The organism is Streptomyces sp. NRRL F-2664 (assembly GCF_000719345.1).
In the GTDB taxonomy this organism is placed as follows: domain Bacteria; phylum Actinomycetota; class Actinomycetes; order Streptomycetales; family Streptomycetaceae; genus Streptomyces.
Genome location: NZ_JOFX01000025.1, coordinates 36,390 through 59,863 on the forward strand (window position 1 = coordinate 36,390; position 23,474 = coordinate 59,863).

Genomic DNA, 23,474 nt, shown 5'->3' on the forward strand with positions numbered 1-23,474 from the left:
ACCCGATCGAGAGGGAAGAACACCCATGCGCAGAACTGCGCTCCCTGTCGTGGCAGCCGTGTCCCTGGCTCTGCTGCTCCCGCAGCAGGCGGCCTCGGCCACCGAGCTCCCCGCGCAGCCCCTCGCCCAGGGCGAGATCCAGAACATCGGCCCGGGCATGTACGTGTCCGAGAGCAACAGCTACCAGATCGCCGAGAACGACGTGCCCGCCGGCCTCATGGGCCGCTCGCACACGATCGTCGGCCAGGCGCAGGGCGTCTCGCAGGCCCAGGACGCCCCCGCGACGCGCTCCGACCTCGGCGTGTTCGGTCCGAGCTGGGAGGCCGAGTTCCTCGGCGGGCAGCTCAACCGGAAGCTGGCCACGGGCAACGGGGCCATCACCACGACGTACCTGGACACCAACGAGGCCACCCGCTACGACCTGACGGAGTCGGTGGCCGGGCCCAACGGCGGCAGCGTCAACACCTACAAGGCGTCGGACGGCTCGACCGTGGTCGAGAGCATCACGTGGGACGACCTCGCGGGCACGCTGAAGTCGACGGTCGTGGAGACCTTGAACGTCAACCTGACCACGGTCGAGTCCGGTGACCAGGCCCCGGTCGACCCGTCGGGCAACCCGATCGCCGCGACCGACCTCAAGACCTCCTTCACGTGGAAGCAGGTCGGCGGCGGGGGCGACAACTGGCGCGTCACCGCGGTGGGCAGCAAGGCGTTCAAGCAGTCCACGGTCTCCTACGATGCCGCCGGCCGCGTCTCCACCGTCAAGGAGCCCGCCCGCGGCGAGACCCCGGCGCAGTCCCTCAAGGTCAACTACGCCACGGCCACCACCGCCTCCGCCGGCGCCCTCGGTGATGTGAACGGCCAGGTGAGGGACATCACCCTGACCGTCGACCAGACCGTTCAGACGCTGGCGCGCTACTCCTACGACACCTCCGGCCTGCTGCGGAAGGTCACCAACCCGGCCGAGGGGAGCGAGCTCAACGCCTACACGTACGACGGCAGCGACCGGGTCGCCACCGCCACCTCCGACAACGGCGCCCGCTGGGAGCTGACCTTCTCCGGTGATGCCGTGGCACCGCAGGCGCAGGAGACCACCGGTACCGTTCCGGTCGCCGGCAGCGCCATGACCGGTGCGCCGAGCATCGCCCAGGGCGACGGCATCACCCCGGCCGCGTCGGACTTCCGCGGTTCGGAGATCACCGACCCGCAGGCGTACCCGCGGTACTGCTCCACCGCCGTGTCGTGGATGTGGTACCAGTACAGCGGTTGCGCCACGAAGGTCGCCCACTACGGCTGGAAGAACCCGTACTGGAAGCAGACGCCCACCAAGGCCTGGGTGATCGGCATCAACGGCGACCACTGCACCAGTGCCGCGGACAAGCCGGGCGGCTGGGACTTCCGCGCCGCGTGCGACTCGCACGACTACGGCTACGGAACCATCGGCAACAGCTACAAGGGCTACAGCTACTACCTGGACCGCAACAAGGGCATTTCCGTCGATGTCGCGTTCTACAACATCCTCTACAACAACACCTGCCCCGCCTACTTCTGGAAGGGTGCCTGCCGGTCGACCGCCTACACGTACTACACGGCCGTCTTCTACTTCGGACGCCCCAAGAACGGTGCTGACGCCACCTGATCCGCCCACTGCCCCGACCCCGTTGAACGCGAGGGGGCCGGGCAACGAGAACACCTCGGTGCCCGGCCCCCTTTTGCGTGCCCGAACACCCCTTTACGAGCTGGAGCAGTAAGTGAAAAGACCCGTATGGGCGTTGGTGACCGCCACCGCGGCCGCCCTGGTGCTCACCGCGGCACCGGCCCCCGCCAACCCGTGGTTCGGCACCGCCCCGGCCGCCGCCGCGCCGACCGGGCCCGTCGACCCGCCGCTCCTCGACGAGACGGCGAACGGCGGCACGGTCCGCGTCAATGTCGTCACCGACCAGCGCACGGACCTGGCCTCGGCGGCCGAGGCGGGCCAGACCCTGGTGTCGTACGACACCCTGCCGATGGTCACCCTCCGGGTGGACCGTGCGGGTCTTGACGCACTGAACTCCAAGCCGGGCGTCATCAGCGTCACCGAGGACGTCCCGGTCCCGCCGACGCTGAACGAATCCACCGTCAAGGTCGGCAGCGACAAGGCCGCGGCCGCCGGGAAGACGGGCGCCGGCACGGCCGTCGCGGTCCTGGACACCGGTGTCGCCACCAGGCACCCGTTCCTGTCGGGCCGCGTCAGGACGGAGGCCTGCTTCTCCGTGAACGACGAGAGCTACGGCGCCACCAGCCTGTGCCCGAACGGCAGCGCCGAGCAGACGGGCCCCGGCAGCGCCGACGCCGAGGCAGGCGCCTGCGCCACCCTGGGCACCGCGTGCTCCCACGGCACCCACGTCGCCGGCATAGCCGCCGGCAACGGCGCCGGCATCAGCGGGGCGCCCACCCGGGGTGTCGCTCCCGGCGCCGACATCGTCGCCGTCCAGGTGTTCTCCAAGTTCGAATCCGACGAGTACTGCGGAGCCGGAGCCAGCCCGTGCGTGCTCAGCTTCACCAGCTCCCAGATCAAGGGCCTGGAGAAGGTCCACGCGCTGAAGAAGGCCGGCAGCAACATCGTCGCCGCCAACATGAGCCTGCGCGGCGGACGCTGGACCAGCGCCTGTGCGAGCGACCCCCGCAAGCCGATCGTCGACAGCCTCCTCACGGAGAACGTGGCCACCGTCGTGGCGGCCGGCAACAACGGCTACACCGACGCCGTCAGCGCCCCGGGCTGCGTGTCCTCCGCCGTCACGGTGGGCTCCACCACCGACGACGACCAGGTCTCCACCTTCAGCAACCGCGGCCCGCTGCTCGACCTGTTCGCCCCGGGCACCTCGATCGTCTCCTCCGTGCCCGGCAACACCTACGCGAGCAAGAACGGCACCTCGATGGCCGCCCCGCACGTGGCCGGCGCCCTCGCCGTGCTGAAGCAGACCTACCCCACCGAGGGCATCGACAGCCTCGTGTCGCTGCTGGCCACCAGCGCCGCCCCGGTCACCTACACCGGGACGACCACGCCCCGCATCGACCTCGGCAAGGCCGTCACCGCGATCGAGCCGAAGCCCGAGGCGGACAAGAAGCCCCGCTCCTTCCAGGTCGACAACGACCTCGATGTGAACATCCCCGACGCCCCCGCCGGGGCGGGCACTCCCGGCACCCCGGCCGTCTCGCCCGTGACCGTCACCGAGTACCCGGGCAACGCGCCGAAGAACCTGACCGCGTCGGTCAACATCACCCACGCCTACCGGGGCGACATCAAGCTGGAACTCCTCTCACCCACCGGCAAGGCGTACCTGCTCAAGAGCCAGAGCGCGTCCGACGGCGCCGACAACATCATCGCGCAGTTCGCCGTGGACGCCTCCGACTCGCCCGCCAACGGCGAGTGGAGGCTGCGGATGACGGACACCGACGACGGCGACGCCGGCAAGCTGACGACCTGGTCCCTGATCTTCCCGACGCCGTTCGAGCAGACCGCCGCCCAGGCCATCCCCGACACCGGCACCCTCTCCTCCACCATCAACGTCTCGGAGATCCCCGGCAACGCCTCCGGTCCGCTCCAGGTGCACACGAACCTCACCCACACCCGCATCGGTGACCTGCGGCTGGTCCTCACGAGCCCCGACAACCAGTCCTTCACCCTCAAGCCGTACGGCTCCGAGGCCGGCGGCACCCTCCAGACCACCTACGGCGTGGACGCCACCGACGCCACCGCCAACGGCACGTGGACGCTGAAGGTCACCGACGCGGCGGGCGGCTCCACCGGCCAGCTGGGGAGCTGGTCGCTCGGCTTCCCGTCGTACGAGAACCAGACCGTGAAGGCGATCCCGGACAAGAACTACACCGAGATCTGGACCAAGGCCGACGGCCTGTCCGGCGTCGGGTCCGACAAGCTCCAGGTGTACGTGCACGTCGAGCACCAGGCCCTGTCGAACCTCAAGCTCGACCTGATCGCCCCCGACGGCTCCTTCCACGCCCTGAAGGCGGCCGGTACGAGCGGCACGTCCACCGGGTCCGGCGTCTTCAGGAAGACCTACACGGTCAACGCGACCGACCTGCCCGTCAACGGCTGGTGGAAGCTCCGTGTCGACGACGTCATCACCGGCAGCACCGGCACGGTCAACAACTTCGTCGTCAGGTTCTGAGCCGGTCCCCGGCACCCACGACGACCGACGGCGAACGGCGCGCCCCCCGCACCCGCGGGGTGCGGGGCGCGCCGCCCCCGCCACCCCGGACACGAAAGGCTCCCCCGCTCATGAAGAAGTCCTCCCGCGCCCGGCTCGGCACCGCTCTCGCCACGGTGGCGGCCGCCACGGCCCTGGTCGCGGCCACCGCGACCGGCGCGCACGCTGCAGAGCACAAGGTCACCTCGAACTGCGACGTGACCTGGATCAACTGCGCCAACGAACCCCTGCTGATGCTCTTCTACAACTCCAAGGAACTGGCAGTCAAGGACGGTTACTACACCTCCAGTTGGGCCCAGTTCTACGGCAACGTGAACGACTACCAGGGCACGAGCCAGTACCAGGGCTCCACGCTCACCACCTTCCGGTACGCCTTCAACGGCAGCGGCACCGGGGCGTGGCAGTACGTGAAGAACAACGCCGCCTCGGTGCAGAACTGCTCGGGCACCGACGCCTACCGCGTGTACTACAACTCCGGTTACGGCGGCACCTCCCAGTACTTCCAGAAGCGCGAGCCCTACGGCAACTGCCCCTGGTCGAACCTGATCTCCGCCCTGAAGAACGAGAACGCCTCCCAGCACTTCGCCTGATCCGCCCGCCCCTCCACGCAGCACCCCTCCACCCCCGCTCCAGAAGGAAGCCGAGACCGTGAAGTTCAACCAGCGTGCATCCGCCGCCGCGATCGCGGTGGTCGCGGCCACCAGCCTGCTGTCCGCCTGCGCCGGCGGCACGCCGTCCGCCACCTCGGCGGAGCCGGTGGCCGGGGACCGGCCCCTGGTCGACCGGGCGAAGTGGCCGAAGGCCACCCCGGAGCGCGGCCTGGCCCGGGGGTTGACGCTCCCGCTCGAGAGCTACATGCAGACCTTCGAGGAGACCGTCGTCCTCGACGGTGCCGTACGCCGGCTCCAGGAGCAGTGCATGGCCGACTACGGTCTGCCCGTCCAGCTGCCTGTGGAGGGAACGAACCCGCCGCCCAGCGACAACGACGCGAACATGGAGCGGCGTTACGGGCTCACCGACCGGGATGCGGCGGCCGTCCACGGGTACGGTCTGCCCGACGAGGCCGCGGAGCCCGTACGGCAGAAGGTCCCGCAGCTGGAGCCCGCGGAGTTCGAGGTGCTGACCGGCCGGAAGCTGCCCGCCGCCGCCGCGAACGGCGCACCGCAGCAGAGCCCCGAGCGCGCCCGGGACGCGTACAACGGCAAGAAGCTCCACGAGGGCGGCTGCACGAACTGGGCGGCCCGGCAGATCGCGAAGCCCTCCCAGGACGACCTGACCTTCGTCTCCGAGCTGAACGGCACCTCGTTCACCGAGTCGATGAAGCTGCCCGCGGTCACGAAGGCCCTGGGCGCCTGGGCGCAGTGCATGGACGCCAAGGGCCACAAGGGCCTCACGACCCCCTTCGACGCGGCCGACCGCGTCCCGCACGTGCAGGGCCGGCCCTCGCCCGAGGAGATCGCCATCGCTGTCGCCGAGGTCGACTGCAAGTCGCAGACCGGTCTGGTCGACGTGTGGTTCAAGGAGGAGTCCAGGCTGCAGACCGCGCTCATCGCCCAGCACCTCGGCACGCTCGACCCGATCCGGTCCCGCAACGGCGCGGCGCTGAACGCGGCCGGCGGCAAGGCCGGCCGCTGAGCGCCCCCGCCCGTCCGGCCGCCCCCGCCCCCCGCGGAGGGCGAGGTACGGCCCGCCGTCCGGTGTCGGCCCGCGCGCTCCCGCGCCGGGCCGACACCGGACGGCGGCGTTAGGCGCGCGGGGAGGCCGGGTAAGCGCGCAAGCCGGCCGGCAGTCCGCGCCGGCCGCCGCTCTCGACGGAAACGGAGTCGCGCCATGGCACACACTGCCGACGTCATCACCGAACTGACCGCGCACCACCGGGAGATGGACGAGACCTTCGACATCATCGAGCGGGCCGTCCCCGCGGCGGAACGGCAGACGGCGGCGGAACGGCTGACGGTCGAGCTGGTCCGCCACACGGTCGCCGCGGAGGAGCACCTCTTCCCGACCGTCCGGGAGGTCCTCCCGGACGGCGATCTCATCGCGGACCGGGAGATCGCCGACCACGCCCGGATGGAGAAGATCCTCAGGGACCTCGACGGACTCGACGCCGACGGCCCCGACTTCGACCGGCTGGTGGCCGCCCTCCGCGCGGAGGTCACCGCGCACGTCTGGGACGAGGAGGAGAACCTCTTCCCCCGCCTGCGCGAAAGCCTCCCCCAGGAGGCCCTGACCCGTCTGGGCGAAGACGTCCGCCGCACCAAGACCCCGCCCGGCACCCCCCGGACCGGCCCGGGGTCCGGCGACCGCCCCCGCCCTCCCTACCCCCACCATCACTGGGCCTGACGGGCGCTCCGCCGCACCGCCGGTGGCGGCCTGCCGTGCCCCGGCTCAGGCGCCGGGGCCGGCCGCCGCCTGCTCCAGCTGCCGCTCCGCCGTGTCGAGCAGCATGTCCAGGGCGACGGGGTAGGCGCTGTGCGGCATGCGCGCGGCCAGCAGGCCGGCGGTGGCCGCGATGTTCGGGTACGTGTCGGCCGGCAGGCGGGCATACGTGGACTCCCACCGCTGCTCGTCCGACGCACGGGCCTCGGCCGAGAGGGCCAGCGGGCCCGCGTCCAGCGCCGCGAAGGCCAGACTCTGGTCGATGTACGCATGGTAGATCCGCACGGCGTCCCCGTCGCCGAACCCGGCTCGGCGCAGGATGCCCAGGACGACCTCGTCGGCGGCGATCTCGCGCGGCCGGCCGGTCACCCGGCTCGCGGTCAGCAGGGCGGCCTGCGGGTGGGCGAGGTAGGCACCGTGGATGCGCAGGCCGAGGTCGCGCAGGTCGTCGCGCCACCGGCCGGTCGGTGCCCAGCCGTCGAGGGCCCGGCCGATGAGTTCCTCGCCGATGGCGAGGGTCAGGCCGTCCATGCCCTCGAAGTACCGGTAGAGCGTGCTCGGGTCCGCGCCGAGGGCGGCGCCCAGCCGCCGGGCGGACAGGCCCGCGCTGCCGTGCTCGCGGACCATGCGCAGCGCCGTCTCGACGATCAGCTTCTCGGAGAGCACCGTCCCCCGGCGCGTCGGTCGCCGCCGCCTGCGGGCCTCCTCGGGGACCACGGCCTTCGCCACGCCGCCCACCTCCGTACCGTCCCACCCTTATGCCAACACCATTGACCTTAACCCGGGGCGCCGGGTTCCATCAGCCCCCGAGGCGGACGCCTCACCGAGAAAGGACCGGGACATGCGTGTTCTGCTTGTGGGTGCAGGCGGTGTCGGCAGCGCGATCACCAAGATCGCCGCCCGCCGTGACTTCTTCGACCAGTTCGTCGTCGCCGACTACGACCTCTCCCGCGCCCGGGCCGCCGTAGCGGCCCTGGGCGGCGACGAGCGGCGCTTCACCGCCTGCCGGGTCGATGCCTCCGACAGGGCGGCGGTGACCGCACTGCTCACCGAGCACGGCTGCGACGTCCTGATGAACGCCACCGATCCGCGCTTCGTGATGCCCCTGTTCGACGCCGCGCTCGCGGCGGGCAGCCACTACGTCGACATGGCCATGTCGCTCTCCCGTCCGCACCCCGAGCACCCGCACGCCGAGTGCGGGGTGAAGCTCGGCGACGAGCAGTTCGCACGGGCCGCGGAGTGGGAGGAGTCGGGCCGCCTCGCGCTCGTCGGCATGGGGGTCGAGCCCGGCCTGTCGGACGTCTTCGCACGCTACGCGGCCGACGAACTCTTCGACGACATCGAGGAGATCGGTATCCGCGACGGCGCCGACCTCACCGTGGAGGGCTACGACTTCGCCCCGTCCTTCAACATCTGGACCACGATCGAGGAGTGCCTGAACCCTCCCGTGGTGTACGAGCGCGGGCGCGGGTGGTTCACCACCGAACCGTTCAGCGAGCCGGAGGTCTTCGACTTCCCCGAGGGCATCGGGCCGGTCGAATGCGTCAACGTCGAGCACGAGGAGGTCCTCCTGGTCCCGCGCTGGGTCGGCGCCCGCCGGGTGACCTTCAAGTACGGCCTCGGCGACGACTTCATCGGAAAGCTGAAGGCCCTGCACGCGCTGGGCCTGGACTCCACCGTCCGCGTCCCCGTCCGCGGCGAGGACGGCCGTGAGGTACGGGTCTCGCCGCGGGACGTCGTCGCGGCCTGCCTGCCCGACCCGGCGACGCTCGGCGACCGGATGACGGGCAGAACCTGCGCCGGCACCTGGGTCAAGGGCACGAAGGACGGCCGGCCCCGCGAGGTGTACCTCTACCACGTGGTCGACAACCAGTGGTCGATGCGCGAGTACGGCTCCCAGGCCGTCGTCTGGCAGACCGCCGTCAACCCGGTGGTGGCCCTGGAACTGATCGCGACCGGCGGGTGGTCGGGGTCCGGGGTCCTCGGCCCGGAGGCCCTCGCGCCGCTGCCCTTCCTCGACCTGCTCACGGCGTACGGCTCGCCCTGGGCCCTCCGCGAGCAGGAGCCCGCATCCGCTCCGAGCCACTGAGCCCGCCCGGGCGACGACGGCCGCGCACCCGCTGCTGCGCGAGACGGGCCCCCGGCGATCAGCCGCTCCCGCCGGGGCCACGGCCGTCCGCTCACTCCAGCACGGTGGCGGCCACCGAAAGGTCCGCCACCAGTCCCGCGAAGGCCGCGTCGCGGTCGTCGGCCCGCAGCACCGCGGAGGGATGGACGGTCGCCAGCAGCTGCCCGGACACCGCCCCCGACGCCCCGCCGTCGAAGGCCGGCATCGGCAGCAGGACGCCGCGCTGCTCACCCACCCGGAAGGAGGACCCCAGCAGCGCCCTGCCCGCCGTCGCGCCGAGCACCACCAGCACCTCGGGCCCGACCAGGCGCAGCTCCTGCACGAGCCACGGTCGGCATGCGGCCGCCTCGCGCAGGCTGGGAGCCTTGTGGATGCGTCGTTTGCCCCGCGGGGCGGGGGTGAACTTGAAGTGCTTGACGGCATTGGTGAAGTACGCGTCCTCCTCGTCCAGGCCGGCCTGCGCCAGTGCCCGGCGCAGCAGCCGTCCGGCCGGTCCGACGAAGGGCTCCCCCCGAACGTCCTCCTGGTCCCCCGGCTGCTCCCCCACCAGCATCAGGCGCGCCCCTGCGGGCCCGAGGCCGAAGACCGTCTGCGTCGCGTCCCGGAACAGCGGGCACCCGCGGCATCCGGCCGCGGCCCGGCGCAGACCGGGCAGCCCGCCGCGGGAGGGCAGGTACGGGGTCGCGTCGTAGCCCTGGCCGGCATCGGCATCGTGGCTCCGGCCGGCATCGCGGCCCCGGCCGGCGCCGGGATCGGCACCGGCGGCCCGAGCAGCCCCGGCACTCGCGTCCATCGGCAACCACCGCCTCCGAACCCCCGGTGCTGTCGTCCTGGTCCGCCCCGCAGTCGGGACCGCGGGACGGCAGTCACCTTCTGCCCGGCGTCCCCCGCCCCAAACCGGCGCCGAGGTGTGCCGGGGGCCACGGCGGGCAGGCGGAGGGCATGACCGTGTACGTCGGGACGTCCGGGTGGCAGTACCGCGACTGGTCGGGCGTCCTCTACCCGCCGGACCGGCCGCAGCGCCTCTGGCTGGAGGAGTACACCGGTCACTTCCGCACGGTGGAGAGCAACAACGCCTTCTACCGGCTGCCGTCACCGGAAACGTTCGCCCAGTGGCGCGCCCGCACGCCGCCCGGATTCGTCATGGCCGTCAAGGCGAGCCGCTTCCTGACGCACATCAAACGCCTGCGCGAGCCCGCCGAGCCGGTGAGCCGCCTGATGTCGCACGCCGCCTCCCTGGGCGACCGCCTCGGGCCGGTCCTGCTCCAGCTGCCACCCACCCTGCGGGCCGACCCGGCCGCCCTCGACGCCTGCCTGGCCTGCTTCCCGGCGGGTACGCGCATCGCGGTCGAGCCGCGGCACGAGTCCTGGTGGACGGACGACGTGCGCTCGGTCCTGACCGAGCGGGGTGCCGCCCTGTGCTGGGCCGACCGCGGATCGCGGCCGGTCACGCCGCTGTGGCGCACGGCGGACTGGGGGTACGTACGGTTCCACGAGGGCCGCGCGCAGCCCTCTCCCCGCTACGGCCGGGCGGCCCTGCACACGTGGGCGGCGCGGATCGCGGACACCTGGCCCGCCGGCGCCGACGTCTTCGCGTACTTCAACAACGACCCGGGTGGAGCGGCCGTCGCCGACGCCCGCGCGTTCGTCCGGCTGGTGCCGCCCCCGGCGCGGGAGTCGTCCCCGGAGCGCGCGCCGGCGTGAGCGCCCTGCTGGTCGCCGGCGCACCGGCGGCCCGCCCCGTCACCGTCAACCAGCCCTCATGGCAGGGATCTTGACGGTACCGTGCTGCTCCAGCGGGCTGACGCGGTGCCTCCGAAGTGCCACGATGGTCCGTGCTTCAACAGTGTGCCCCCGGGACGCCACGAGAGCGGCGCCGGCATGCCCCGGAGGGCGGCCCTACCCCACGAAAGGGCGGACACCCCATGCGCGTTACCCCCTTCGAACGGTCTTTAGGCGGCGGCCGAGCCTCGGCCGCGGACGACCCGGTCCGGCTCTACTACAGCCGCAAGACACAGGAGATCCTGCAGAAGTACGGTCCGGGCCCACGCGTCCACTTCCACGTGGGCCTGTATCCGGACGGCCCACCCGACACCACAGTCCCGCAGAGCACGCTGCAACGCGCCCTGTTCGACGCCCAGGAGCTCATAGTCGACCACGCGGCCCGCTCCTGGGGTGCGTACGAGGCGCCTCCCCGGAGGCTGCTCGACATCGGCTGCGGCCTGGGCGGCACCTCCCTCTACTGGGCGCAGGAGCACGGCGCGTCGGTCACCGGCCTCACCGTCGCACCGGAACACGTGCCGATCGTGCGGCACTTCGCCCGGCGCAGCGGGGTCGCGGAGCACGTGCGGCCCGTCCTGGCCGACGTGCACGACCTGGACGAGACCCGCGCGTACGACGCCGCCTACGCCAACGAGAGCAGCGGCTACACCGACCGGACCAGACTGTTCGCGGTCGTCGCGAACGCGCTCGAACCCGGCGGCTGGTTCGGGATCCAGGAACACTTCGTGGGCGCCTGCCGGTGGCGGGAGTTCATGGACGACTACTACAGAACCCGGCTGGGCCGGCGTGCCGAATACCTGGCCGCGGCCGAGGCGGCCGGGTTCGAACTGGTCCAGGACGAGGACGTGACGGACTCGGTCGCGGAGTTCTGGGTGCAGTCCATGGCGTGGAACACCGCCGAACTCGACCGGATCCGGGCGGGCGACGGCGCCGCACCGGGCGCCTGGACCCCCGAGCGCCTCGAACAGTCCACGATCGCCCACAGCAAGTTCTTCCGGCTGTGGCGCGACCACGCGGTGGAGACGCGCCTGCTGCGCTTCCGGTTGGGAGGTGGTCGATGACCGCACCGCCACGGCCCTCCCGCCTCGGCGCGGGCCTGCCGCCCTTCTACTGCCCCCTGCCGCGCGACCTCGTCCATCCCGACGCCAAGGAGGTGGAGTCCCGGGCGGTCGAGTGGCTGGACGCCTTCGGCCTGTACCCGGACCCGGTCGAGCGGGCATGGGGGCTCGCCACCCACAGCGCCGACTTCTCCTGCCGGATCATTCCCGACGGGGACGTGGAGACGGTCCTGCTGTTCACGGAGTGGAACTACTGGGCCAACGCCGTCGACGACTGGCAGGACTCCGGTTCCGCCGAGGTGGGCACGGCGGCCGTCGTCGACCACGGGACGCGGCTGCTGCGGACCATCGAGGACCCCGGGGCGTCGCTGCTGCCCGAGGGGCCGATGACCCGCGCGCTGCTGGACCTGGTCGGCCGCACCCACGCCCTGCTCACCCCCTACGAGCTGCGCCGGTTCGTCGAGGGGACGCGGGACTGGCTGCTCGGGGCGGCCTGGCGGGCCGCGCGGGCGGAGGAGGGGTCCATGCCGGGGCTGAACGACTTCGTCGCCATGGGACCGCTGGCCAACGGCACCCGGTTCTCGCTGACCTGGTCGGACGTCGCCCGCCGCGACCGCATGCCGGCGGAGGTCCTGTGCTCCCCCGCGCTGACGGCCGCGACGGACGCGGCCGGTTTCGTCGTGAGCGCGGACAACGACCTGTTCTCCTACGACAAGGACGACCACCTGCAGCCGCCGGAGGTCAACCTGGTCAACGTCCTCGCCCACCAGGAGGGCTGCTCGCCGGCCGAGGCGGTTCCCCTCGCCGTGGCCCTGCGCGACCGCGTGATGGGCCTCTTCCTCGGGCTGCGGGCACAGCTGGAGCACGGCGCGGACCCGACCCTGCGACGCCATCTCGCGGCCCTGGGCCACTACGTGGCCGGCTGCATCGCGTGGCAGACCCGTGCACCGCGCTACGCCAGTCCGCGCAACCGCTACGAACTGCCCGTCGCCGACGCGGCGTTCACGGTCCGGTTCGCCGACGGACCCGGTGCCGCCGTGTCCGGACCGCCGGACCTGCCGGCCCTGGCGGCCTGGTGGCGGCAGCTGCACCGCTGAGGGGCGTACCGGGGGCTCCGGTCGATGCGGCCGGGGCCCCTGGCACGGACGGCGGGCTCAGCGGCGGCCGAGCAGTCGGCGCCACCAGCCGACACCCCGGCGCCTGCGCCCACCGGTGGCGGCGGCCGCGGGCGGCGCCGTCGGCTGCGGCGGGATCAGCGGATGGACGGGGTGCCCGGCCGGCTGCTCCACCGGCAGCTGCGGGGCCGGAGCCGGCGCCGGCGCCGAGCGCGGAGCGAACCGTACCGGCAGCGTCAGCAGATGGCGTGACATCAGGGTGCCGCGCCACTGCAGCTCGCTCGCGTCGACGGCCAGTTGGAGGTCGGGCAGCCGGTCCAGGAGCACCTCGATGCCGGTGTCCGCGATCGCCCGCCCGATGTCCTGGCCCGGGCACTCGTGCGGGCCGCTGCTGAAGGCCAGGTGGGAGCGGTTGCCGTGGACCGACACGGAGGGGTCGGGACGGATCTGCGGATCGGCGTTGCCCGCGGCGAGGCCGAGCAGGATCATGTCCCCGGCCTTGATCTGCCGGCCGCCCAGCACGGTGTCCCCGGTGGCCCACCGCCCGATGATCGTGTTGATCGGCGGGTCGTCCCACAGGACCTGCTCCAGGGCGTCGGGCAGGGTCATGTGGCCTCCGGAGAGGCTCGCCCGGAAGCGCGGGTCGGTCAGCACGGTGCGCAGCGTGTTGGCGATCAGGTTCGCGGTGGTCTCGTAGGCCGCGATCAGCACCACGCGCAGGTGCATGAGCACTTCGGTGTCGGTGAGGTCCGCGGGGTGTTCGATCAGCCAGGAGGCGAGGTCGCGGGCCGGCTTGGCCTTGCGTTCCGTGACCAGGTTCTCCAGCGTGGTGGTCACGTAGCGGTCGCTCTGCAGGGCGGTCTCCGTCCCCTGGAGCATGTCGCGCGCCGCGTTGACCAGGAGCGGCCCGTGCTCGTCGGGGGCCCCGATGAGCTGGGTCATCACCAGCATGGGGAGCTGGTCGGAGAAGGCGGGCACCAGGTCGGCGTACCCCTCGGCGGCGATCTGGTCGACGAGCTGGTTGGCGAAGCGCGTCACATAGCGCCGGATGCCGCGCTTGTCGAAGCGTTCCAGGGACTCGACCACGGCGGCGCGCAGCCGTTCGTGGACGGGGCCGTCGGTGAAGTTGCACACCGGTACCCAGGAGACCATGGGGCCGAGCGGGGTGTCTGCCGGCACCCGGCCCTCCCTGAGGTCGCGCCAGCCCCGCGGGTCGCGGGCGAAGCGCGACGACGTGCGGGCGACGTCCAGGTTCTCCCGGTGGCCGAGGACCAGCCACGCCGGGAGGTCCCCGCTGACGAGCACCGGGGCGACGGGGCCGTGCTCGGCCCTCAGCTTCTCGTACAGGGCGAAGGGGTCCGCCTGGGCCTCCGCTCCGTGCAGGCGGTACAGGCCGCCCGCGGTCGCCGCGGCGTGGGCGGGGCACTCGGGCGGCGGGGTGGGGGTGGTGCTCACATTGCCTCCTGGGTGGCTGCCTGGGAGTGCAGGTAGCGCATGAGGGTCAGCAGGACGTCGCGGGAGGAGTCCCGCTTTCTGGCGTCGCAGACGAGGATCGGGACGGCGGGCGGCAGGTCGAGGGCCTCGCGCAGCTCCTCCAGCGGGTGGTCCGGAGCGCCGGGGAAGGAGTTGACGGCCACGACGAAGGGGACGCCGCGTTCCTCCAGCCTCCCGATGACGTCGAAGCTGATCTCCAGCCGGCGGGTGTCGAGGAGGACGACGGCGCCCAGCGCACCTTCGAACAGCCCGCGCCACAGGAACCAGAAGCGCTCCTGCCCCGGTGTCCCGAAGAGGTAGAGCACGAGCTCGTCGTTGATGCTGATGCGGCCGAAGTCCATGGCCACGGTGGTGGTGATCTTGCGGGCGACGCCCCAGGTGTCGTCGACGCCGACGCCCGCCTTGGTCATCGTCTCCTCGGTGGTCAGCGGCTTGATCTCGCTGACCGCACCGACCATCGTCGTCTTGCCCACGCCGAAACCGCCGACGACGACGACCTTGACGGCCGCCGCGGCCGTGTGCGGCAGGACGTCCGCCTCGCGCGGCCCGGCGGGCGGGTCAGAGCTTCTGAAGTCCATCGATCACTGCCTCGATCAGAGCAAGGTCGGGTAGCTGCGCGGCGGGAATGGGCGGGCGGACGTGCACGCGCTGGGTGGCCATCAGGTCTCCGACCAGCACGGTGACGACGCTCACGGGCAGGCCGGCGTAGGCGGAGATCTCGGCCACCGACAGCGGTGACCGGCACATCCGCAGGATGGAGGCCTGCTCGGGCTGCATCTCCGGCTGGGGAGGCCCTTTGGCCACCACTAAGGTCACGAGGTCCAGCTGGACGGAGGTGGAAGGGCCACTGCGTCCGCCGGTGATGACGTAGAGCCGTTCGGGACTGCCGTCCTCCCAGCTTTCGGGCGGCTCTTTCACGCGGGCTGCCCGTCGTGCCGGGGCGGGCTGCTCAGGTGGTCCCCCATTCGCGTCACCAGGTTGCGCATCTGCGCGCCCATGAGCCCCGCGTCGACACCCTCGTCGGCGAGGACCGCGAGGTAGGAGCCGTCTCCGGCGGCCATCAGGTAGAAGAACCCGCCGTCCATCTCGATCACGACGAGCCGCATTCTCCCCTCGGAGCTGGGCAGTTCCGCGGCCACCGCCCCGGCGAGGCTCTGCAGGCCCGCGCAGGCGGCCGCCAGGCGGTCCGCCGTGTCCGTCTCGGCCCCGTACTGCGCCACGCAGAGCCCGTCCGCGGACAGTACGATCACGTGCCGCGTCTGCGGAACGCCGGCGGCCAGGTCCTTGAGCATCCAGTCCATACTGCTTCGCTGAGTCATCACTGCCTAAGCCCCTTTGGTCGCTGAACCCGACGCGTCCTGGGCGCCCGGTGCGTCGTGGCCGGACTCGCCGGACAGTCCGCTGTGGAACGCCTCCAACCACATTCCGGGGCCGTTGTCGTCGGCCGGCTGCGGCCGCGCGGCCGGCCGGACTTCGGAGGTGGCGACGCGGTCCTTCCGGCGCCGTTGCGGCAGACCGGTCGCGGTACGTTCGGTGGTCGGCCCGCCGGCGGCGGGCATCGGCCCGGGCGCCGGAGCGGGCGCCGGCCGGGGTACGGACACGCCGGCCGACGTCGCGTCGACGGGGTGCTCGCGCGGGGTGGCGGACACCGCCCGGGGCCCGGAGGAGGAGCCGATGCCGTGGGCGAGACCGGTGGCCGCGGTCGCCGTGGTGATCAGGTGCTGCGGCACGATGACCACGGCGCGGACACCGCCGTACGCGGAGGAGCGCAGGGACACCTGGAAGCCGTACGCCTGCGCCAGCCGGCCGACCACCGCCAGGCCCAGCCTCGGCGTCTCGCCCAGGTCGTTGAGGTCGATGCCGGACTGCGCCTGGGCGAGCATCTTCTCGGCCCGTGCGCGGGCCTCCTCGCTCATGCTGAGGCCGCCGTCCTCGATCTCCACGGCGATGCCCGACTGCACCTCCACGGCGGTGAGGTGGACCCGGGTGTGCGGCGGGGAGTAGCGGGTGGCGTTGTCCAGCAGTTCCGCGAGGGTGTGGATCAGCGGTTCGACGACGGGGCCGAGGACGGCGACCTCGGTCACCGAGTGCAGTTCCACGCGCTGGTAGTCGATGATCCGCGACATCGCGCCGCGCATCACGCTGTAGAGGGTGACGGCCCTGCTCCACTGCCGGCCGGGGCGCGCACCGCCGAGGACGGAGATGGAGTCGGCGAGCCGGCCGATGAGGGCGGTGCCGTGGTCCAGCCGCAGGAGGTCGCCGAAGACGTCCGGGTTGCGGCCGTGCCGGTCCTCCATCTCGCGCATCTCGTGGGCCTGCTGGTGCACGATCGCCTGCACGCGGCGGGCGACGTTCACGAAGGCGCGCTGCGCCGAGTCGCGCAGGCTCTCCTCGTTGTCGACGGTGTCGATGGCGTGGGCCAGTACGGCCTGGAGGGCGGCGCGGAAGCGCGGGGTGAGGGCCTCGTCGTTGCCCCAGCGGTTGCCGCGTCCGGCACGGCCGCCCAGGGAGGTGAGCACCTCCTCGGCCACCTCGCCGCGGCGCAGTCGTTCGATGGCCTCGGGGAGCACCACCGTGGCCAGGCGGGTCGCCTCGGTCTCCTGCCGGGCCAGGGTGTGCCGGAGTGCGGCGATCTCGGCGCTGCGGGCGGTGAGCGCGCGGCCGCGCCGCAAGGCCTCGACGAACACCGCGACGGTGCACAGGGCGCCCGCGGCGACCATGATCGTGCCGACCGGCCGCGAGGAGGAAACAAGCGCCCCGACCAGGCAGACGGCGGCCATGGCTGCGATCGCGGGCAAGGCCCGGCCCGCTCCCGCCTCCGGGCGGGATGTTTCGGGTGGAATGTCTCTTTGCTCCATCGGCGTCCTCGAATTATCGGAAAAGGGTGACCTTCTGACCGGTGGGCGGGAGCATAACTACGCCCAACTGCCCGCATGTGCGCTTTCGTTGGAGTTCATCGGACCGAAGGAACCGTTACGCGCCATTGATGGCGGCGGTTTCCGGCCTGCGCTCCCGGCCCCGTCGGTCGGCGGGCGGCGTAAGGGGAGGTCGGCGGGCCGTCGGCGGCCGTGCGGGGCGGCCCTGCACCCGTGGCATGCCTCCGGCGCCGGCCGCACCACCCGGTCCCGAGGTGGCGCCGGGGGCGGAAATGCGCTACGGGCACCGCGGCCGGAGGAGTCACCGCTTCGAGTGGTCGGGCGTCCGACGGCGCCGCGTCCCCGGCGGGCGGCGAGCCGACCCGGCGGTTCACGGCGGAGCAGGTGGCCACGGCGACCGGCCGGGCGCGGGAGCGGGAGCGGGACAGGGCGCCGGCCGGCGTCGTCGTCGGCCTCGGCCTCGGCCTCGCAACCGGCTCTCCGCGACCGCGGCGCCCGCCGGCTCGGCGCCGCGCCGAGGGCGGCGGGCCGCGCCCTCGTGGCCCGCCGGGCCGGCCCGGCGGGCCCCGGCGGGCCGGCTGCCGCACACTGGGGGGCGGGGATCCCGGCGTGCGGGACCCCGGAGTGCGGGAAGCCCGGCCTGCGGGAGTCCCCCGTGTGCAGAGAGGTGCGGCATGGTCATCAGCCACCACATCGCCCATGGCACGCTGCACGTGCGGATCCTGCACGAGCTGCGCGTCACCGACCGGGCCGCGGCCGCCCTGCAGATCGAATCCCTCGTCCACGCCCACCGCCCCGAGCGGGTCAGCGTGGAGCTGCCCAGCCGCTCCCCCTCCCCCATGACCTTCAGCGCACTGGCCCGCGCGCAGCGCATGTGCCAGAGCCTCGGCATCCCCCTCACCGCGACGGCCGCCGGCGACCGGACCCCCCTCGCCCCCTTCGGCCCGGAAACCGGCGCGCCCCGCCCCCAGTCGTCGCTGGAACACGGGGCACGCCACGACCACTGACGCCCGGCGCCCGGGTGCACCCGGGCGCCGGGCGAACCGGCCGCGCACGAGGCCGGCATGATCAGAAGGACAGGCCGCCCTAGTTGTACGGCTCCAGGGTCATGAAGGCCTCCCGGGGGTCCGCCTCGTGGACCAGGGACTCGTGGGCCCCCACGTCGTCGAAGGCGAAGCCGTACGCCTTGCCGTCGGCCATCTGGGCGTGGATGACGCGGGAGTAGTGATTGGTCACGGCGTCGCGGTAGAAACCGGTGCCGTTCGCGTCGGGCTGGTTGGGGTTGGTCAGGAGTGTCGAGCGGTTGAAGCCCGCGCACAGGGTGCGGGAGATGGGGCCGCGGACGGTGTCGTTGGGGGCGTCGAGCAGCTTGTAGCAGCCGAAGACGCTGTCGGAGTCCGGTTTCCGGAAGCTGGTGACCACCGTCCCCGCGCCGTTGGTGAAGTTCATGACGTTGCCCGAGACCCGGCCGTAGTACTTGGTGTTCGGTTCGTGCGCGAACGGTGTCACGGTGAGGGTGGAGGAGCTGTACTTGCTCCACACGCGGTTGATGTAGTCGTCCATCACGCTCGCGGGGATGCCGCCCGCCGAGATGCCGTGGCCGGGCGAGAGCGCGCGCAGCGGGGTGCCGTCGGGGCGGTTGTGGATCAGGCCGCCCCAGCCGGCCGCACGCAGCCCGCCGAAGACGGCGTTGTAGCCCCCTGGCTTGAGTCGGCCCGTGTTCTTGACCGTTCCGTTCGGCGCCTTGGCGCCGACCGCGTACGGGGCGGAGAACATGTCGACCTGGGTGCTGTTGATCCACAGTCCGCCGTCGTTGAGCGTGTACTCGGACCAGTTGAACAGGATGTTGTGGTTGGGGTCGGTGGGGTTCTGCACGGCGGGTTGGACCAGACCGCCGGTGGTGAGCTTGAAGACGAGCTTCTGCCCGACGGAGAAGTAGACGCGCCCGGAGAACTTGGGCATCCGGATCGTCTTGGTCTGCCCGTTGGCCGGGCCGGTGATCGCCGCGTCGGGAGCCGGGGTGGGCGGATTGCCACCGGCGGGCCAGGGGTGGAACGTTCCGTTCGCGTCGGCCCATCCCTGTTGGCCCGTCGCGAGCAGGGTGCCCAGGTTGTAGATGTAGACGGGCTCGTTGCGTCCCGAGTTGTTCTTGATGGTGAGCGGAATGGTTGCCGGTACGGCCTCCGCGGACGGCGGCGGGCCGAAGAACAGCAGACCGGCGCCGACGGACACGGCCGCAACGCCGAACGCCAGTGCTTTCGACAGGCGGGACACTCTCATCCTCCTTGCACGTGGGGGGGACCCGTACCGGCGGGCAGCGGGCAGCTGGTGGCGCGGCAGGGATCGATGTATTGAAGCGTGAGAGCGCTCTCAGCGTCCGATTGTGTTCAACTTCTGTCAATACTCTTGACGGGGCTTCAGCGGTCGGATCGTCAGAAGGCGTAGCGGATCCGGAGCCACGGCGTGTGTTCGGCGACGAGCGCGCGCATCGTCGCGACCGCCTCGGCCTTCACCTCGCCCCGGTAGCGGACGTTCCAGCTGCCGTTCTGCGAGCGCTTGGGCTGCTGGAGGCCGGGCTGCCACAGGACGTCCTCGGCGCGCGGGTGCCAGCCCAGGTTGATCTCGTGCAGGTCCTTGTTGTGCGTCAGCATGATCACCTCGGCGGCCGCCTGCTCCTTCACCCGGACGGGCAGGGCGTCGTCCATGTGCCGCAGCAGGAGGGACCAGTCCCGTTCCCAGTCGGGGCGCAGGACGACGGGTGAGAGGTTGAAGTGGACCTCGTAGCCGGCGTCCAGGAAGTCGCCGGCCGCGGCGATGCGGCTCTCCACCGGGCTGGTGCGGATGTCGAGCAGCTTGGAGTCGCTCTGCGGCATCAGGGAGAACCGCACGCGGGTGCGGCCGCGCGGGTCCAGCAGGAGCAGGTCGGGGTTGACGAACTTCGTGGCGAAGGACGCCTTGGCTGCGGGCCACCGCGCGAAGGCCCGCACCAGGTCGGCCACGTTGTCGCTGATGAGGGCGTCGACGGAGCAGTCGCTGTTCTCGCCGATGTCGTAGACCCAAGCGCTCGGATCGCACTGGTTCGGCTCGGTCTTGGGCCCGAGCCGTGCGATGTGCCGGGAGAGGTGGGCGATGGTGCGCTCGATGTTGGTGAAGACGGTGATCGGATTGGCGTACCCCTTGCGGCGCGGGACGTAGCAGTAGGCGCAGGCCATGGCACAGCCGTTGGCGGGCCCGGGCGCGATCCAGTCCGCTGAGCGGCCGTTGGGCCGGGTGGTGAGCGTCTTCTTCTCCCCCAGGACCAGGGTCTCGGTCTTGATGCGGACCCAGCGGTCGACGTTGCCCTCGTTGCCGTGGAGGTCCGGGATCCGCCAGTGCGAGTCGACGGGCACCACTTCGGCGTCGGGGTACCGGGCGAGGACCTGCCGGCCGCGCGGGGAGGCCGCGGCCGCCGGCTCGGCGAAGATCGCCCGTACGGACAGCAGCCGGCGCGCGGTCGGCGAGTCCCGGAACAGCGGGCCGGGGGCCGCATGGGCGCCGGACGCCGGCCCCGGGTCGAGGTCCTCCAGGCCGAAGAGGGCGTCCGCGCCGTCGTCGGGAGGGCCCACGGGCGGCTGGGATCGCATCACGTCTCCTGCGGATCAGGGACCGTCCACTGTAGGCGAGCCGGGAGCGGTACGCCGTCGGCCGGTCGTACGGGGGCGGCGCGGCGGTCCAGGAAGTGCGTCGGCCGCGGACGTGCCGGAGGCTGGGACGCGGACCAGGAGCCGGGTCGCGCGCGGGCCGGCCGGAACGGAAGGGGAAGTCGTGAGCGCCAAGGGCAGCAAGGACGGCAAGGACGCGGGCGGCCTGAGCCGGGGTGACGAGGTCTCCTGGAAGAGCCACGGGCAGAACGTGTCGGGCAAGGTGAAGAAGAAGATCACCGAGCGCACACGGGCCGCGGGCCGCACCGTGGCCGCCTCGGACGAGGACCCGCAGTACGAGGTGGAGAGCGACGCCTCCGGCCGGTCGGCCGTGCACAAGCCGGAGGCGCTGCGGAAGAAGGGCCGCTCCGGCTGACGCTCCCGGCCTCCACCGGGGCGAAGTACTGCCTCCTGGTGCGGGAGCCCGCACCGGCCCGTGCCGGAGGCGAGGTCCGCGGGCTCGCGGGAGGGCCTCGTCCCGCACGGGAGCGTGACGCCGGACGGCGGCGGGATCCCGCCGGGGCGATGCGGTGCCCCCCGGGCCCCGCCGGGACGCAGCGGTGACCCCCGGGGCCGTCGGGCGCGGCGAGGCCCCTCGGACCGTGGCCCCGGACGTCACCCCGTCCGCCCCGGCGTGCGGTCGGAGGCGGGCCAGACGTACGGCAGGTCGCCATCGACTCCGGGGAAGCGCGGACGGTAGAAGTCGGGGTCCTTGCGCACGAGCGCGGACTGGTGGCTGCGGTGGAAATCCGGGCTGCCGAGCCAGGGCGGAAGGTCGCCGTCGGCGGCCAACTGCTCCTGCGTCCTCGGCTCGCCGCCCGGCAGCCAGGCCCGGAAGTCCGCGACCAGGGTGACGGCGCAGGTGTCGGCGCGCCCCTCGGCCGTCCAGGTCCCGCAGACGTCCAGACCGTACCGGACGAGAGCCTCCTCGTAGCCGGCCCACATGCGGACGGCCGGGTGCCTGCGCCATCCGTAGTCCGGGACGATCAGCCCGCGCAGCACCTGGAGGGCCTCGACCCGCTGTTTGCCGAGCCGGCGGGCGTCCAGGACGGCGGCCGAGGCCCCGAACGACGGGAAGGGAAGGAAGGTCTGCACAAGGGCTCCTCCTCTCTCGTCCGCGGGACGGCGCCGGGCCCGACGGGCCGCGCGTCACGTCTGGCGCAGGACCCGCACGCTCTTGACCCCGGCGTCGACTGCGTCCGGGACGACCATGCCCGCATCGATCCCCGAGCGCAGGTACCGCAGGACGTCGCGGGTGAGGCGCTCGCCCGGCAGCGCCGCGGGGATGCCGGGCGGGTAGGGGGTGAGCATTTCGGCGGCGATCCGCCCGTCGGCCTCCTCCCACGGCACCTGCTCGGTCGGGCCGAAGAAGGCGTCGCGGGGCAGCGCGGCCTGTTCCAGCCGCATCCTGGGCGGCGGGGGGACGTGGACCGGCTGCCCCGTGCGCAGTTCCTCGCGACGGGCGGCCAGGTCGGTCAGGGCCGCGAGGAGTGCGTCCGCGCTGTCGAGGTCGTCGGCGTGGGTGAGCTGGGCGCTGATGCGGCGGTGGTCGGCGAGGTGGAGGTTGATCCGGTGGTGCCGGCGCAGCCAGTCGGCGGCACGGTAGCCGGTGACCCCCCAGTCGCTGATGTCGACGATGACCTGGAGCGGGTCCATGTCCGCGGCACGGCCGGGTCCGCAGAAGTCGTCGCGCCCGTGGACCCGCATGCCGTCGATGCGCGAGATCCGCTCGCGGACCTGCGCGGCGAGGGCGAGTGCGTCGTCGTAGAGGACCTTGCCCTGCTCGACCATCTGCCGGCGCCAGCCGTCCAGGGCCGCGTACACGAGTACGGAGGGGCTGGTGGTGCCCAGGAGGTCTTCGCGACTCCGGAGTACCTCGGGTCGGACGAGGTCGCCCTGGAGGTGGAAGACCGAGCTCTGCTCCAGGCCCGATCCCATCTTGTGCACAGAGGTGACGCAGACGTCCGCGCCGGCGTCCATCGCCCACGTGGGGAGTTCGGGATGGAACGGCAGGTGGGCGCCCCACGCCTCGTCGACGATCAGGGGCCGGCCCCGACGGTGGCAGACCTCGGCGATGGCCGCGAGGTCGGAGCACGTCCCGTAGGGGGTCGGCGTCGTCACGAGTGCGCCGCGGGCGTCGGGGTGCTCGGCGAACGCGGCCTCGAAGGCTTCCGCGGACGGCGGGTGGGCCAGGTGTCGTTCGGCGTCCCACTGCGGGTCCACCCATACGGGCCGGATGCCGCAGAGGATCAGGCCGGACACCACGGACTTGTGGGCGTCCCGTCCCACCAGCAGTTCCTCGTGCGGTGCCGCGACCGAGAGCATGGCGGACTTCACGGACAGGGAGCTACCGCAGGTGGAGAAGAAGGCGTGGTCGGCGCCGACGGCGTCGGCCATCAGGGCCTGCGCCTCCTCCACGATGCCCTGGGAGGACGTACGGTCGTCCAGGCCGCTGGTGGCGAGGACGTCGGAGCGGAACACGTCGTCGCCGAGAACGGCTCTGACCCTGGGGTCGGCTCCACGACCCTGCTTGTGGCCGGGAGGTGTGAAGGGGGTCTGTCCGTCGCGGTGGTATGCGGTCAGCGCTTCGAGCACCGGTGCCTTCGACTGGTCCATGGCGTGCGCCTGCCCGGCACGGGCCCGGGGAAACGGCTCGCGCCGCCGTCCGGGCCCGACCCGCCCGGCGGGCCGGCCGGCCGTGGGCCGCACTCCGCACGGGCGGCGGGACGGCCCTACGATGGGTGGCAGCGGAGG

At 72.5% G+C, this 23,474-nt stretch carries 22 protein-coding genes; 11 read left to right on the forward strand and 11 right to left on the reverse strand.

From position 1 onward, the window contains the following. The first annotated feature begins 49 nt into the window (after window positions 1-49). The 5 genes from IF89_RS0122095 (at window position 50) to IF89_RS0122115 (ending at window position 6,551) form a co-directional block, all read left to right on the forward strand. Window positions 50-1,639 (forward strand): phospholipase A2, encoded by a 1,590-nt coding sequence (locus IF89_RS0122095; RefSeq protein ID WP_030770779.1) that lies wholly within the window; start codon window positions 50-52, stop codon window positions 1,637-1,639. A gap of 112 nt (window positions 1,640-1,751) precedes the next feature. Further along, window positions 1,752-4,169 (forward strand): proprotein convertase P-domain-containing protein, encoded by a 2,418-nt coding sequence (locus IF89_RS0122100; protein WP_043194243.1) that lies wholly within the window; start codon window positions 1,752-1,754, stop codon window positions 4,167-4,169. A gap of 110 nt (window positions 4,170-4,279) precedes the next feature. Continuing rightward, window positions 4,280-4,798: a hypothetical protein gene (locus IF89_RS40900; RefSeq protein WP_051807407.1), complete on the forward strand. Its 519-nt coding sequence runs from the start codon at window positions 4,280-4,282 to the stop codon at window positions 4,796-4,798. 58 nt (window positions 4,799-4,856) lie between these two features. Further along, window positions 4,857-5,843, forward strand: a complete 987-nt coding sequence (locus IF89_RS0122110) for a hypothetical protein (protein WP_030770791.1) — start codon at window positions 4,857-4,859, stop codon at window positions 5,841-5,843. A gap of 195 nt (window positions 5,844-6,038) precedes the next feature. Next, window positions 6,039-6,551, forward strand: a complete 513-nt coding sequence (locus IF89_RS0122115; RefSeq protein ID WP_051807409.1) for a hemerythrin domain-containing protein — start codon at window positions 6,039-6,041, stop codon at window positions 6,549-6,551. Window positions 6,552-6,596: 45 nt separating this feature from the next. Here the strand turns inward: IF89_RS0122115 and IF89_RS0122120 are convergent, their stop codons facing one another. Next, window positions 6,597-7,316, reverse strand: a complete 720-nt coding sequence (locus IF89_RS0122120) for a TetR/AcrR family transcriptional regulator (RefSeq protein WP_030770795.1) — start codon at window positions 7,314-7,316, stop codon at window positions 6,597-6,599. Between the two features lie 112 nt (window positions 7,317-7,428). Here IF89_RS0122120 and IF89_RS0122125 point away from each other — a divergent pair, with 112 nt between their 5' ends. Beyond that, the gene (locus IF89_RS0122125; protein ID WP_030770798.1) at window positions 7,429-8,676 is read left to right on the forward strand and encodes a saccharopine dehydrogenase family protein; all 1,248 of its coding nucleotides are present in this window, start codon (window positions 7,429-7,431) and stop codon (window positions 8,674-8,676) included. Window positions 8,677-8,767: 91 nt separating this feature from the next. Here the strand turns inward: IF89_RS0122125 and IF89_RS0122130 are convergent, their stop codons facing one another. After that, on the reverse strand, window positions 8,768-9,508 hold the full coding sequence (locus tag IF89_RS0122130) for a UdgX family uracil-DNA binding protein (RefSeq protein ID WP_078628437.1): 741 nt from the start codon (window positions 9,506-9,508) through the stop codon (window positions 8,768-8,770). Window positions 9,509-9,657: 149 nt separating this feature from the next. Between IF89_RS0122130 and IF89_RS0122135 the strand changes: the two genes are divergently transcribed. The 3 genes from IF89_RS0122135 to IF89_RS0122145 all read left to right on the forward strand — a co-directional run bounded on the left by IF89_RS0122135 (window position 9,658) and on the right by IF89_RS0122145 (window position 12,652). Further along, entirely contained in the window at window positions 9,658-10,419 is a 762-nt protein-coding gene (locus IF89_RS0122135) for a DUF72 domain-containing protein (protein ID WP_030770805.1), read from the forward strand. Window positions 10,420-10,640: 221 nt separating this feature from the next. Beyond that, on the forward strand, window positions 10,641-11,558 hold the full coding sequence (locus IF89_RS0122140; protein WP_043194244.1) for an SAM-dependent methyltransferase: 918 nt from the start codon (window positions 10,641-10,643) through the stop codon (window positions 11,556-11,558). Beyond that, window positions 11,555-12,652 (forward strand): terpene synthase family protein, encoded by a 1,098-nt coding sequence (locus IF89_RS0122145; RefSeq protein WP_030770808.1) that lies wholly within the window; start codon window positions 11,555-11,557, stop codon window positions 12,650-12,652. The genes IF89_RS0122140 and IF89_RS0122145 overlap by 4 nt, the downstream gene beginning before the upstream one ends. 57 nt (window positions 12,653-12,709) lie before the next feature. Here IF89_RS0122145 and IF89_RS0122150 read toward each other — a convergent pair whose 3' ends face one another. The 5 genes from IF89_RS0122150 to IF89_RS0122170 are packed head-to-tail and all read right to left on the reverse strand — an operon-like array spanning window position 12,710 to window position 17,022. Continuing rightward, window positions 12,710-14,125 carry a cytochrome P450 gene (locus IF89_RS0122150; RefSeq protein ID WP_030770809.1) on the reverse strand — a complete coding sequence of 472 codons (1,416 nt, stop codon included), beginning with the start codon at window positions 14,123-14,125 and terminating at the stop codon, window positions 12,710-12,712. Beyond that, complete coding sequence (locus tag IF89_RS0122155; protein ID WP_030770811.1) at window positions 14,122-14,742, reverse strand: GTP-binding protein; 621 nt, start codon at window positions 14,740-14,742, stop codon at window positions 14,122-14,124. The genes IF89_RS0122150 and IF89_RS0122155 overlap by 4 nt, the downstream gene beginning before the upstream one ends. Further along, on the reverse strand, window positions 14,723-15,082 hold the full coding sequence (locus tag IF89_RS0122160) for a DUF742 domain-containing protein (protein ID WP_030770814.1): 360 nt from the start codon (window positions 15,080-15,082) through the stop codon (window positions 14,723-14,725). The genes IF89_RS0122155 and IF89_RS0122160 overlap by 20 nt, the downstream gene beginning before the upstream one ends. Then, window positions 15,079-15,483 carry a roadblock/LC7 domain-containing protein gene (locus IF89_RS0122165; protein WP_030031532.1) on the reverse strand — a complete coding sequence of 135 codons (405 nt, stop codon included), beginning with the start codon at window positions 15,481-15,483 and terminating at the stop codon, window positions 15,079-15,081. The genes IF89_RS0122160 and IF89_RS0122165 overlap by 4 nt, the downstream gene beginning before the upstream one ends. A 6-nt stretch (window positions 15,484-15,489) precedes the next feature. Next, complete coding sequence (locus IF89_RS0122170) at window positions 15,490-17,022, reverse strand: sensor histidine kinase (RefSeq protein WP_030770817.1); 1,533 nt, start codon at window positions 17,020-17,022, stop codon at window positions 15,490-15,492. Window positions 17,023-17,714: 692 nt separating this feature from the next. Here IF89_RS0122170 and IF89_RS0122175 point away from each other — a divergent pair. Then, window positions 17,715-18,047: a hypothetical protein gene (locus IF89_RS0122175; RefSeq protein WP_063831326.1), complete on the forward strand. Its 333-nt coding sequence runs from the start codon at window positions 17,715-17,717 to the stop codon at window positions 18,045-18,047. A gap of 79 nt (window positions 18,048-18,126) precedes the next feature. On the opposite strand, the gene IF89_RS0122180 is transcribed toward IF89_RS0122175, so the two are convergent. Both IF89_RS0122180 and IF89_RS0122185 read right to left on the reverse strand, forming a co-directional pair. Beyond that, window positions 18,127-19,320: a glycoside hydrolase family 64 protein gene (locus tag IF89_RS0122180; RefSeq protein ID WP_030770822.1), complete on the reverse strand. Its 1,194-nt coding sequence runs from the start codon at window positions 19,318-19,320 to the stop codon at window positions 18,127-18,129. Window positions 19,321-19,472: 152 nt separating this feature from the next. After that, window positions 19,473-20,663: a spore photoproduct lyase family protein gene (locus IF89_RS0122185; RefSeq protein ID WP_030770824.1), complete on the reverse strand. Its 1,191-nt coding sequence runs from the start codon at window positions 20,661-20,663 to the stop codon at window positions 19,473-19,475. 181 nt (window positions 20,664-20,844) lie between these two features. On the opposite strand from IF89_RS0122185, the gene IF89_RS0122190 reads away from it, so the two are divergent. Beyond that, window positions 20,845-21,096 carry a DUF2945 domain-containing protein gene (locus IF89_RS0122190; protein ID WP_030770825.1) on the forward strand — a complete coding sequence of 84 codons (252 nt, stop codon included), beginning with the start codon at window positions 20,845-20,847 and terminating at the stop codon, window positions 21,094-21,096. Between the two features lie 239 nt (window positions 21,097-21,335). Here IF89_RS0122190 and IF89_RS0122195 read toward each other — a convergent pair whose 3' ends face one another. Beyond that, window positions 21,336-21,815 (reverse strand): MSMEG_6728 family protein, encoded by a 480-nt coding sequence (locus IF89_RS0122195; RefSeq protein WP_030770827.1) that lies wholly within the window; start codon window positions 21,813-21,815, stop codon window positions 21,336-21,338. 54 nt (window positions 21,816-21,869) lie between these two features. Next, complete coding sequence (locus IF89_RS0122200; RefSeq protein ID WP_030770828.1) at window positions 21,870-23,336, reverse strand: aminotransferase class I/II-fold pyridoxal phosphate-dependent enzyme; 1,467 nt, start codon at window positions 23,334-23,336, stop codon at window positions 21,870-21,872. Window positions 23,337-23,474 lie beyond the last annotated feature (138 nt).

Coding starts and splice junctions, on each gene's coding strand:
- IF89_RS40900 (WP_051807407.1), top strand. CDS start 4,280: ATGAAGAAGTCCTCCCGCGCCCGGCTCGGCACCGCTCTCGCCACGGTG.
- IF89_RS0122115 (WP_051807409.1), top strand. CDS start 6,039: ATGGCACACACTGCCGACGTCATCACCGAACTGACCGCGCACCACCGG.
- IF89_RS0122125 (WP_030770798.1), top strand. CDS start 7,429: ATGCGTGTTCTGCTTGTGGGTGCAGGCGGTGTCGGCAGCGCGATCACC.
- IF89_RS0122130 (WP_078628437.1), bottom strand. CDS start 9,508: ATGGACGCGAGTGCCGGGGCTGCTCGGGCCGCCGGTGCCGATCCCGGC.
- IF89_RS0122135 (WP_030770805.1), top strand. CDS start 9,658: ATGACCGTGTACGTCGGGACGTCCGGGTGGCAGTACCGCGACTGGTCG.
- IF89_RS0122140 (WP_043194244.1), top strand. CDS start 10,641: ATGCGCGTTACCCCCTTCGAACGGTCTTTAGGCGGCGGCCGAGCCTCG.
- IF89_RS0122145 (WP_030770808.1), top strand. CDS start 11,555: ATGACCGCACCGCCACGGCCCTCCCGCCTCGGCGCGGGCCTGCCGCCC.
- IF89_RS0122155 (WP_030770811.1), bottom strand. CDS start 14,742: ATGGACTTCAGAAGCTCTGACCCGCCCGCCGGGCCGCGCGAGGCGGAC.
- IF89_RS0122165 (WP_030031532.1), bottom strand. CDS start 15,483: ATGACTCAGCGAAGCAGTATGGACTGGATGCTCAAGGACCTGGCCGCC.
- IF89_RS0122170 (WP_030770817.1), bottom strand. CDS start 17,022: ATGGAGCAAAGAGACATTCCACCCGAAACATCCCGCCCGGAGGCGGGA.
- IF89_RS0122175 (WP_063831326.1), top strand. CDS start 17,715: ATGGTCATCAGCCACCACATCGCCCATGGCACGCTGCACGTGCGGATC.
- IF89_RS0122180 (WP_030770822.1), bottom strand. CDS start 19,320: ATGAGAGTGTCCCGCCTGTCGAAAGCACTGGCGTTCGGCGTTGCGGCC.
- IF89_RS0122185 (WP_030770824.1), bottom strand. CDS start 20,663: ATGCGATCCCAGCCGCCCGTGGGCCCTCCCGACGACGGCGCGGACGCC.
- IF89_RS0122200 (WP_030770828.1), bottom strand. CDS start 23,336: ATGGACCAGTCGAAGGCACCGGTGCTCGAAGCGCTGACCGCATACCAC.